Origin of the sequence: Leptospira terpstrae serovar Hualin str. LT 11-33 = ATCC 700639, from assembly GCF_000332495.1 — a bacterium.
GTDB classification, from domain to species: Bacteria; Spirochaetota; Leptospiria; order Leptospirales; family Leptospiraceae; genus Leptospira_A; species Leptospira_A terpstrae.
In genome coordinates this window covers 89,726-99,999 of the sequence record NZ_AOGW02000004.1, presented here as the reverse complement: position 1 = coordinate 99,999, position 10,274 = coordinate 89,726, and the positions used below count along the sequence as shown (strand labels likewise).

Below are 10,274 nucleotides of genomic sequence, written 5' to 3'. Positions count from 1 at the left end.
AGAGACACAACAAAAAGCATTTCGAGATTTTCAGAAAGAATTCAATTACCTAAGACCACATGAAGGAATTCAAAATTCTTTTCCTGCTAACCATTACCAAAAGTCGAAAAGGAAATTCCCAAAACGGATTGTAAAAGCTTCTTATCCAACAAACATCATGATTGGAGAAATCAATGACATAGGGAATCTTCATATTGAAGGCCATCGGATCTTTCTATCTTCCGCGTTAGCAGATGAAGAAGTTGGTTTAGAGGAAATCTCGGACAGGCATGTAAAGATTCATTTTTATGGAGTTAGCCTTGGTGTGATCGATTTGTATACGGGAAAGTTGTTGCATTTTAAAAATCCAATGCAATCCTCATTACCGTCTGAATCAGGATTTTAATGCATCTTTATGTAAAGTATGTATTGAGACAAAACTGTAAAGGATGTACGAGTACACTCACCCGACGAAAGGTAATCGAAAATAAATAAATTCCATTTTCCGAGACTATGAAGTTCAGATACTGCTGTTGCCATGGGAATGTTTAATTGATAAATCAAAAGTCCTAGAGCAAAAAATCCACCAAAGATATAAATAAACCATTGGAGCACATCGGTAAATACAATGGCACGGAATCCACCTACCACAGAGTAGATGATGGTGACAATACTGAGTGTTGTGAGTGCGATCATTCCCAAAATATCAGAAGAAAGATTGAATCCCATCCTTTCCAATAGAAAGGCAATGGGTAAAGAACTGACATATAAGCGAATTCCATCTCCCAATAATCTTGAGATAGTAAATACTAAAGAGATTGTCTTTTGAGGAGATTTGCCAAATCGATTTCCAACATACTCGTAGACGGAAATGGTATTTCCAGAAAAATAAGAGGGTAATAAATAAAAGGCCACAATGGTTCTACCGATCACATACCCGAGGGCAATTTCCAAAAACCGGTAGTCCCCTTTAAAAGATAGGGATGGTATACTTAAAAACGTTAAACTTGAAGTCTCTGTTGCAACTAAGGACAACAATAAAAAGATCCAATGAATTTCTTTTTTAGCAAGATAGAAGTCTTCTTCTTTCTGGTTGTTCTTTGCGAAATGAAATCCAAAATAAAAAACGATGAGAAAATAAAAAATAAGAACTAATAAATCCCAGACCATACAACTCCCTTAAGCAATGATATTCAGATTTGGATACTTAAGTAACAAACGAAGTAAATCCGACCTTGTGACCATACCAATAGGTTGATTATCGTCATTTACCACTGGAATACATCCAATTCTTTCTTCTAAAAGAACTTGGGTGACACCTCTAATTTCCGATCCAGGTGAACCAACTAATACGCGTTTGATCATAATATCGGAAACAGGCCAATCTCTTTCGTAAGATTTGCTTTTTTCTAAGATATCGCGATCGGAAACAAAACCGACAAGGATTCCCGATTCATTGGTAATCGGGAGGTGGCGGATTTGTTTTTCCAACATAAAATCCAAGCAAGTTTCAATGGTTTCCGTGGACTTTTGCATTAGGGCAGGAGTGGACATGATTTCGTGGAGGAAGTAGACCGTTTTTTCTGTCTGGCCAGCGGATTCTTCGTAAACATCCGAAGGAGAACGGTGTAAAAAAGAAGCTGTGTTAGTACTTTTGGTTTCCTCACCTTCCCCAGTAATAGGGGCTGATTTCCCCCCTGGATGGATTTTGTGAACCCGATCTGCGTAAGTGGGGGGCGGATTCGGTAAAATGCGCCCATCATGTATCCAAAAGAACATAGTTATGCCCTACCTTTCCGAAAAGTTTGTCAAAAAGAAGAAAAAACTTGCAAAAAACGAACAGTGGTTTTTTATCCATCCTACATTTCTGTAAAGAATCCATACGAAAAGGCAAACCCCATGATCCTAAACTACGAAAACCTCTACCAAGCATTGGCTCACGTCGCAGAAACTCTACCGAACAAAGTCTCCTTTCGGAAAAGAAAATCGGCCACGGAATTCCCTGGGATCAGTTTTGGAGATTTGAAACAGTTTGTCGACCACTTGACTTTGGGTTTTATCGATCTCGGTGTTGAAGTGGGAGATCGTATTGGTTTTTTTTGTGATGCCACAGTCAATTGGCTTCGCACTGACATTGCTATCTTGACTGCGGGTGCCGTTGTGGTCCCTCGGGGAACAGACATTGTCCGAGAAGAGATACTCTATATTTTGAATCATTCGGAAGCCAAATACCTTGTGGTGCAAAAACCAAAAGATAAAAAACGCATCGATGATCTTTTAGGTGAGCTCACCCATTTAAAACAAATTTTTATTTTAGAAACTGACCAAGGCGAATTGTATGAAGGTGAAAATTCCATCCTTTCCATTGTAAAAAGAGGAAAGGACAGGTGGAATCAAAACGGCAAACAAATGTTAGAAGCTAGAATCAAACAAACCGATCCTGATTCTCTCGCCACTCTGATTTATACATCAGGCACCACTGGTAGTCCGAAAGGAGTTATGTTATCTCAAAAAGGTTGGATCACTGCCATTCAAAATACAATTTCCAGACTGGATATGAATTCTAATGACAACGCTGTGAGTTTACTTCCTCCTTGGCATGCGTTTGAAAGAGCCATTGAATACGCAGGAATTTTTCTAGGTATCGACTTTTTAGTATCGAATATGTCATCCCTTAAAGATGACCTAAGAGATTTTCGACCTACTATATTTCCTTCGGTACCGCGTATTTGGGAATCGGTTTATAATGGAATCATTGCCAAAGTAGCCAAAGAAGGCGGATTTAAAGAAAAATTATTTCATTTCTTTTTGAAAGTAGGATCTACATGGGCTCATTATTATGCCATGTGTTTTGGGTTTGAATTCGAAATCAAAAAACCAAATCTTTTAGTCTCTATTGTAAAAAGAACCTATGCTTTTTTGATTTTGACCTTACTTTCTCCTTTGAAACTTTTAAGCATAAAAATATTTTCGGCAATCCATAAAGCGTTAGGTGGTAGAATTCGCATTTGTATTTCGGCAGGTTCTGCCCTTCCTAGTGTTGTGGATGGATTTTTGTCTGCTATTGGACTCAAAGTTTTAGAAGGTTACGGGATGACAGAAACTTCTGCTGTGGTTTCTATTCGTTCCAACACAAAACCAACCAAAGGTACTGTTGGCATTCCCATTGATGGTTACCAAATCCGTTTGAAAGATGACACAGGAAAGGTGGTGACTACTGTCGGTGCTAAAGGAACTCTTTGGATCAAGTCCAAACAAATCCTAAAAGGGTATTACAAACGTCCGGAACTTAACCAAGTTGTTTTTGATACGGAAGGTTTCTTTGATACGGGAGATCTAATGATGATTTCTCACAGAAATGAATTGGTTTTTGCAGGTCGCTCTAAAGATACGATTGCGCTCATCGGGGGAGAAAACGTAGAGCCAATTCCGATTGAAGACAAACTCCTTACTTCTCCTTTCATTGACCAAGTGATGGTAGTTGGTCATGATAAAAAAACTCTTGGAGCACTGATTGTTCCTAACTTCGAAGCAGTAGAAACAAAAATTTCAGGAATTTCCAAGGAAAAAGCTGGGGAATGGAATCTCCACCCCAAAGTTCGGGAATTGTATCGAGCTGAAATCTCACGCATTATTTCTCGCGAAAACGGATTCAAAGGTTTCGAGATGATACCGGCTAACAATTTTTATGTGGCAGCTCGTCCCTTTGATCCCGATACCGAAATGACACGGACTTTAAAAATGAAGAGAAATGTCATTTCGGAAGTATTCTCAAAACAAATTGAAGGAATTTACCAATGATACATCCGAAACTGAATCCCTATCTGAACGAGGAGGAAAGAAGTTTTTATAATACAGTATTCCAATTTTCGGAAGAAAAAGTGTTTCCATCAGCTGAAGAAAGGGATGAAAAAGAAATTTGGTCAGACGAATTATGGAAAGAGTTTAGCAAAGCGGGACTCACAGGACTCACGATTCCTTCTGAATATGGTGGAGAAGGCGCCAGTTGTTTGCAATGTTCGATAGCCACAGATGCTTTTGCATCGGGATGTTTAGATGGAGGAATGGGACTTTCTTGGGTGGCACATTTAGTCATTGGCACTATGCCCATTATTTTTCAAGGAACGAAGGAACAAAAATCCAAATACCTACCTAAACTTTCTACAGGAGAATGGATGGCTGGTTTTGCTTTAACAGAACCTGCTTCTGGATCCGATGCAGCCTCTCTTTTAACGAAAGCCGAAGAAGTAGAAGGTGGCTGGAAATTAAACGGAACCAAAATGTACATTACAAATGGTCCCGTAGGACAGGTGTTTGTTGTTATGGCGAGAACTTCCGAAAAAGGAAGAGGACCCATGGGGATTTCAGCTTTCATCGTAGAAAGTAATACCCCTGGATTTAAAGTTAGTAAAGTGTTAAAAAAATTGGGTCACCATACTTCTATGACCGCCGAACTTGTGTTTGAAGACATGGTCATTCCCAAAGAAAATTTACTTGGGCCTCTGAATACTGGCTTTATGAGAATTGGAAAAGAAACATTGGAATGGGAACGGACAGTATTTGTTGCCGGTCTTGCAGGTGCCATGGAGTTCTGTTTTCGAAAAGGACTTCGTTATGCTAATGAAAGAATACAATTCGGAAAACCAATTTCTAGTTTTTATGGAATGCGTGATATTCTTATTCGAAACTGGGTGTACATCCAAGCGGCGAGAAGATTAATTTATTGGGTGGCAGAAAGAAAGGATCGTGGAGTTCCTTCACCTTTGGAAAGTAGTTTGGGAAAACTCATTACCTCAGAAATTGCCGAAGATGTAGCCAAGGATTCTGTACAGTTGTTTGGCGGATACGGATACATGAAGGAATACTCGGTCGAACGTTTTTACCGAGATGTGAAGTTAGGGACAATTGGTGGAGGAACAAGCGAAATCCAACGTTCGATTATCTCTTCTTTATATTCAGGAAAAGAAAAGTTTCAGAAAGAATTCTCTAAATTGGAAAAAGAGTCAACACTCACTGACAAAATTCAAAATGTACTCTTCGATATCATCATTTCCATGGATGCAGAACCGAACCGTAAAAAGTTACAATCGGTTGAATTTGCCTTTGCGGATGTATTATCTATTTTTGTGATTCTTTCTTTGTCAGAAATTGACATACATAAATCGACGGAATACTATTCTCCTGATGAAAAATTGATGGATCGAAAGTTACTTTCGTATTATCTTGTGGGGAAGTATCTTATGTCATTCACTAGACTTTCAAACTATGTTCCAGGAGAACTCGGCCAATTGTGGGAACACTATTCCCAATTGGGGAATTCTATTGAGGATACTGTGCAAACTCGTTTCCAATCACTTCAGGAACTATTGTAGTCAATGAAAGCAGCGGGCCGGATAGCATTTTTCTATTTGTTATTCGGCTACGTTTGGATTTATTTTTCAGATTATACAATTTCTCTTATATTTGAATCTACAGAAGACATTCGAGAAATCCAGAGCCTAAAGGGTTGGGGATTTGTCACTGTATCTGCGGTGATTATCTTTGTCCTTTTGGTTCGAGAATTACAAAGACAAAAACGAGTGTTATTTGAAAAAATCGAGTCTGACCAACTTTTCCAAGTAATTTTAGAGCGAATCGAAGATGCTGTCATCGTATTCAATTTAGATACTTGGAAAATTGATTTTTTGAGTGAACAAGTCTCTAGACTTTTTGATATTCCAACTAAAGAAATTCTAAACCATCCTGAACTTCTGATCGAACGAGTACATGAATCCGATAGGGAACGGATGTCCCAAATTTGGATGAACCAATTAAGGGAAAACCATACGGGTCTTTTGTATCGCATTCGTATGTTAGATGGGAAAATTAATTGGGCATTAGAACATAGACTCTTTATCCCTACTAAAGAAGGAAGTGCCAATAAGGCAGTAGCTGTCATAACTGATATGACGAGTTATATGGAAAATCAATCCAAACTCGAAAGGTCTTTACGAGAAAATGAAACTTTACTTACCGAAGTCCACCACCGAGTTAAAAATAATTTAGCAGTCATAATTTCGTTTTTACAATTGCAAGTTTATTCCTCTCCACCTGAAACGGCTGATATTTTGGAACAAAGTATTGTTCGTATCAAGGCTATTGCTTTAGTTCATGAAAAGTTATATAGTAGTAAAAATCTATCTGGCCTTAGCTCTATAGATTATATCACAAGTCTTGTTGAAAATATAAAACTCATGTACATGAGAACAGATATCCTCATTGAATTGGATGTCCAACAACTAGAGTTTAACATTGTAGATGCCATTCCCATGGGTCTTATGATTACAGAGTTGTTAACCAATAGTTTTCGACATGCTTTTACCAATGGCAAATCCGATGCTTTGATTAAAATAGATTTTATCGTTACAGATAAATACAATTATGAATTAAAATACAGAGATAATGGAGTTGGATTCCCTCCAGGACTAAACTACAAAAAAGCAGAGTCAATTGGTTTATCTGTAATTTTTTCCTTATGTAGTCAGATGAATGGACGTGAGGTAGAATGCTCCTCTTCGCCTAACAAAGGTGTGTTCTATCATTTTGCCTTCTCCCCAAAAAAAGTAATTCCTAAGGATGATTCGAATGTATCAAAAAGGTAAAAGTTTTTTAGAAATCCAAGTTGGGGATTCTGCATCCTTTACAAAAACAATCACAGAAACAGATGTGTATTTATTTGCAGGAATTAGTGGGGATTTTAATCCTTTGCATGTAGACGAAGAATATGCAAAAACAACTAGTTTTGGAACAAGGATAGCTCACGGAGGTCTCGCTGCATCCTTACTGGCACCAGTTCTTGGAATGAAATTACCGGGTCTTGGAACTGTCGCATTAGAAACTACTACCAAATTTAGGAAACCTGTGTATTTTGGGGACACGATCACTTGTTTGGTGGAAGTTGTGGAAAAAGTAGAAAGGCTGAAAGCAGTAAAAATGAAAATTGTTTGGACCAATCAAAAATCAGAAGTGGTTAGTAAAGGGGAAACTCTTGTCATTCCTCCCGGTTAAGAAATTGTCCTAAGAGTCCAATTTCATCTTCGACATATTCACGTATTTCTTCTAATTCGTCCTCATCTAAGATCTCTTCTAAAATTTCTTCTCCAGACTCGTCTTGTCCAATCCGCATTACGATATAACCTGGTACATCAGAATCCGGATCATCCATTTCTACATTTACAAACTGGAATTCTTGCTCTGTAGCTGGAAGAAAAACAAGGTAATCATTTCCCATTTGGGAAAAGGAATAAAACACTTCCCATTGATAACTGTTTCCCTTTTCATCTACGAGATCGATTTCTTCGGTGGCACGACTAGGGAGAAAGTCATCCCCCTGGAATCCTAAGTCTTTCATGTCCATTAGGTAAAGAACTCCTTCTCAAAAGGAAGGCTATGTTTTTTTTTGAAATTACATTCTTTGCAAGCTGGAACCAAATTTGCTTTTACAGATTTTCCTCCTCGGATAAGAGGAATTAGGTGGTCCATTGTGATTTCTTCCACTTTGAATTTTTTTCCACAATAATGGCAAATTCCAGAAGATCGTTTGTTCTTCCACCAGGCACTGTTTTTTAGTTCTTTGGCTTTCCTTCTTTCCCGAGCGATTTCTTCATCGCTAACGTCGGAAAAAAATGATTCGGAGGGAGTTTCCGTCATAGTTTAAAAAAATCTGTTTTTTTCCCTTCGTCAAGAAAAAGATGGAGGAATGGGAAGACTGGTTTACCTAGACAATTTAAGATCCTTTGCACTTTTACTCGGAATTATTTTCCATGCGGCCATTGTTTATGCCTCAGACATTAAATACGCCATTCAGGACGAAGACCGGAGTGATGTTCTATCCTATTTTTGTTATTGGATTCATAGTTATCGGATGCCTATGTTTTATATGATTTCAGGTTTTTTCTCAGCAATGGTTTGGGAAAAAAAAGGAAGAAGTTTTTATTTGGAAGCTCGGTTCAAACGAGTTCTTATCCCAACTATTTTTGGACTTCTATTCCTTGCGCCCATCCAATATTATCTTACCGAACGAATCAAAACCCCAAAGTTAGATCTTTTATCTTTTCTGGAATATTTTTTTACAAAGGATCATTTCCAACACTCACACATCTGGTTTTTAGTAGATTTGTTTTGTTTTAGTATCTTATACAGTTTGATTCCTAAATCTTTTTTTACTACAAAACTTTGGAATCTAATTCCCAAGTGGATTTCGAAGTACATAGTGCTTGTTAGTTTTTGTTTTCTTGTTGTTTTTTTATTCCATACACAAATTTCAAAAGGAGAATCCTATTATGGCATTTTTAAGTTAACCTTTATATTTCAGTTTTCCTTTTTTCTTTCAGGTGTATTTTGTTTTCACTGGAGAAGTATTCTTTTACCGAAATCCCATTCTTTTATGAAAATCATGGCAGTTTTTGTCTGGGGAGTTTTGGTTTACCTTGTCTTTAAGGAATTGGAAATTGAAGATCCACTCTGGATCTATTTTCAGTATGTGAATGGATGGGTGAGAGCATCCCATGTTTTTTTATGGGTTCTTGCTCCGTTTTTATGGACTAGTTTTCTTGTTTCGATTTTCCAATCCTATGGAAATCAAGAAGGTAAGTTGGGAACTTATTTAATTGAGGCAAGCCTTCCCATTTATTTAGTCCACCACCCCATATCTTTATTTTTTGCCTATTGGGTAAAGGATATGGAATGGGGATTATGGTTAAAATTTATCTTCCATATCTTTGTTGTACTGGCAGCAAGTTTTATCTTGTACGAATTTTTAATCCGGAAGACGAAACCACTTCGGTTTCTCTTCGGACTAAAAAGTAAATAAACTATGTTTTGCTTATAGCTTGGATTGCGGAGGCAACTGCAGAATCCATACTTCCCGTATGAAATGCTAAATGTTCTCCTGCAAAAAAAACTCTTTCGAAAGGTTCTGCCCAGACATCTTTAATTCCAAAACTACCCGGAGGGAATAAGGAAACAAAGCCTGCGCGACCCGTTGTTTTTTGGAAACTATGAAAAACAAAAGGAGATTCTAGGATCAATTCCAAATCACCAACTTCTTCCAAAGAAGATGTCATCAGATTTTTTTTCTGACGTTCACTTCCTTTTTCAAATAAAGAAGCTCTATCTCCCGTTGAAATGGAGGTAACGGCCGTTATATTTGTGCCAACAGCAGATTCTGAAACATATAAAGTTTCTGCGGCAGTATTTGTTGATAGAAAAAATTTTGATAATGATTCTTTAGATTTTACTAAACTCAAATTTTTAGAGATTTTACCTGTTTGCATCCTTAAAGCGGAGTAAATTAAATCTTTAGGAAGGCCCGGTGTCCATTTGATATCAAGAACTGCGGCAGCAGGTAGGGAACAAATAACCAAACTTCCTTTGATTGATCTTCCTGAAGATAAATCTACCGTAACTTGATTTTTTTGTTGGGAAACTTTTGTTACAGTTTCTCCTAAAAGTATCTCCTGGTTACGAAGAGAGTTTGCGAGTTCTTTTATGATTCGTTCAGCTCCTCCTCGGACTTGGTATTTCGGTTTAAGTGCCGATTGTAATGCGGAAAGATCATCTAATACCGATTCGCTTGAGATTTGGTTTAGGTCGGCCCCAAGGATCACTCGGTATAAATCGTTCATAGAACGAATTTCTTCTTCCGTTAACCCTTGGTAACGGGCGTAAGACGAAAAGTTGATTTTGTCTAAACCTTGTTTTTGTGTGTTACCTAAAGATTTATGTAGATCGATTACTTTGTCCAATGTGTCAATAGAGGTGGGCGATATTTTTAATTGGTCGCTGTTCGATTTTTGAAGTGAAAAACGATCAGAAATATTGGAAGATACTAAATCTAAATTTAATTGTTTTACCAAACTTTTGATATCAGTTTGTCCTTCGCCAATCCATTCACCACCTAAATCTTGTAAGATTCCTAGTTCAGGATTTTCATAAGTGGAAATCCTACCTCCTAGTTTGTCCCCACGTTCAATGACCGTGACATCATATCCTGTTTGTTTTAAAAGGTAAGCTGAGTAGAGACCCGAAAGCCCTCCACCGAGGACAATCGCCTTTTTTCCACCGCTAGACTTTGGTTTGGTTTCGGCACTCGTAATTGTTGTGGATTGTCCGAATGATTTTTTAGGAAGTACTAACCCTGCCCCTAAGGTAACAGCGCTCATCTTTTGTAGGAAACTTTTTCGATTCATAGAACTTTCCCCTATTTTAACATTAGAAACAAAAAAGGCTAGAAAAATTAGAAAAATACAATCTAG

The 10,274-nt window shown here is 37.7% G+C and carries 10 protein-coding genes and 1 pseudogene; 6 read left to right on the top strand and 5 right to left on the bottom strand.

Going from position 1 to position 10,274, the window contains the following annotated elements; translation table 11 throughout:
- Positions 1-385, top strand: a pseudogene (locus LEP1GSC203_RS01890) (IS481 family transposase); the annotation flags it as partial.
- On the opposite strand, the gene LEP1GSC203_RS01885 reads toward LEP1GSC203_RS01890, so the two are convergent.
- Together LEP1GSC203_RS01885 and LEP1GSC203_RS01880 are read right to left on the bottom strand one after the other, a co-directional pair.
- On the bottom strand, positions 382-1,149 hold the full coding sequence (locus LEP1GSC203_RS01885) for a sodium:solute symporter family transporter (protein WP_002972061.1): 768 nt from the start codon (positions 1,147-1,149) through the stop codon (positions 382-384). The pseudogene LEP1GSC203_RS01890 and the gene LEP1GSC203_RS01885 sit on opposite strands and share 4 nt — an antisense overlap.
- A gap of 9 nt (positions 1,150-1,158) precedes the next feature.
- Entirely contained in the window at positions 1,159-1,758 is a 600-nt protein-coding gene (locus LEP1GSC203_RS01880; protein WP_002972045.1) for a CBS domain-containing protein, read from the bottom strand.
- Positions 1,759-1,878: 120 nt separating this feature from the next.
- Between LEP1GSC203_RS01880 and LEP1GSC203_RS01875 the strand changes: the two genes are divergently transcribed.
- Genes LEP1GSC203_RS01875 through LEP1GSC203_RS01860 form a run of 4 tightly spaced genes read left to right on the top strand, consistent with a single transcriptional unit; the run spans position 1,879 to position 7,026 of the window.
- On the top strand, positions 1,879-3,780 hold the full coding sequence (locus LEP1GSC203_RS01875; RefSeq protein WP_002971959.1) for an AMP-dependent synthetase/ligase: 1,902 nt from the start codon (positions 1,879-1,881) through the stop codon (positions 3,778-3,780).
- Entirely contained in the window at positions 3,777-5,351 is a 1,575-nt protein-coding gene (locus LEP1GSC203_RS01870) for an acyl-CoA dehydrogenase family protein (RefSeq protein WP_002971974.1), read from the top strand. Before LEP1GSC203_RS01875 ends, LEP1GSC203_RS01870 begins: the two co-directional genes overlap by 4 nt.
- Positions 5,352-5,354: 3 nt before the next feature.
- Entirely contained in the window at positions 5,355-6,620 is a 1,266-nt protein-coding gene (locus LEP1GSC203_RS01865) for a sensor histidine kinase (RefSeq protein WP_002972073.1), read from the top strand.
- On the top strand, positions 6,604-7,026 hold the full coding sequence (locus LEP1GSC203_RS01860; protein WP_002971961.1) for a MaoC family dehydratase: 423 nt from the start codon (positions 6,604-6,606) through the stop codon (positions 7,024-7,026). The genes LEP1GSC203_RS01865 and LEP1GSC203_RS01860 overlap by 17 nt, the downstream gene beginning before the upstream one ends.
- On the opposite strand, the gene LEP1GSC203_RS01855 is transcribed toward LEP1GSC203_RS01860, so the two are convergent.
- Both LEP1GSC203_RS01855 and LEP1GSC203_RS01850 read right to left on the bottom strand, forming a co-directional pair.
- Positions 7,010-7,375 carry a DUF1292 domain-containing protein gene (locus LEP1GSC203_RS01855; protein WP_002972009.1) on the bottom strand — a complete coding sequence of 122 codons (366 nt, stop codon included), beginning with the start codon at positions 7,373-7,375 and terminating at the stop codon, positions 7,010-7,012. The two genes, LEP1GSC203_RS01860 and LEP1GSC203_RS01855, sit on opposite strands and share 17 nt — an antisense overlap.
- Positions 7,375-7,668: an HNH endonuclease gene (locus LEP1GSC203_RS01850; RefSeq protein ID WP_002972063.1), complete on the bottom strand. Its 294-nt coding sequence runs from the start codon at positions 7,666-7,668 to the stop codon at positions 7,375-7,377. The genes LEP1GSC203_RS01855 and LEP1GSC203_RS01850 overlap by 1 nt, the downstream gene beginning before the upstream one ends.
- 49 nt (positions 7,669-7,717) lie before the next feature.
- Between LEP1GSC203_RS01850 and LEP1GSC203_RS01845 the strand changes: the two genes are divergently transcribed.
- Positions 7,718-8,830, top strand: coding sequence for an acyltransferase family protein (locus tag LEP1GSC203_RS01845; RefSeq protein ID WP_002972053.1), 1,113 nt, complete (start codon positions 7,718-7,720; stop codon positions 8,828-8,830).
- Position 8,831: 1 nt separating this feature from the next.
- Here the strand turns inward: LEP1GSC203_RS01845 and LEP1GSC203_RS01840 are convergent, their stop codons facing one another.
- Positions 8,832-10,208 (bottom strand): flavin monoamine oxidase family protein, encoded by a 1,377-nt coding sequence (locus LEP1GSC203_RS01840; RefSeq protein ID WP_002971995.1) that lies wholly within the window; start codon positions 10,206-10,208, stop codon positions 8,832-8,834.
- Between the last annotated feature and the right edge of the window lie 66 nt (positions 10,209-10,274).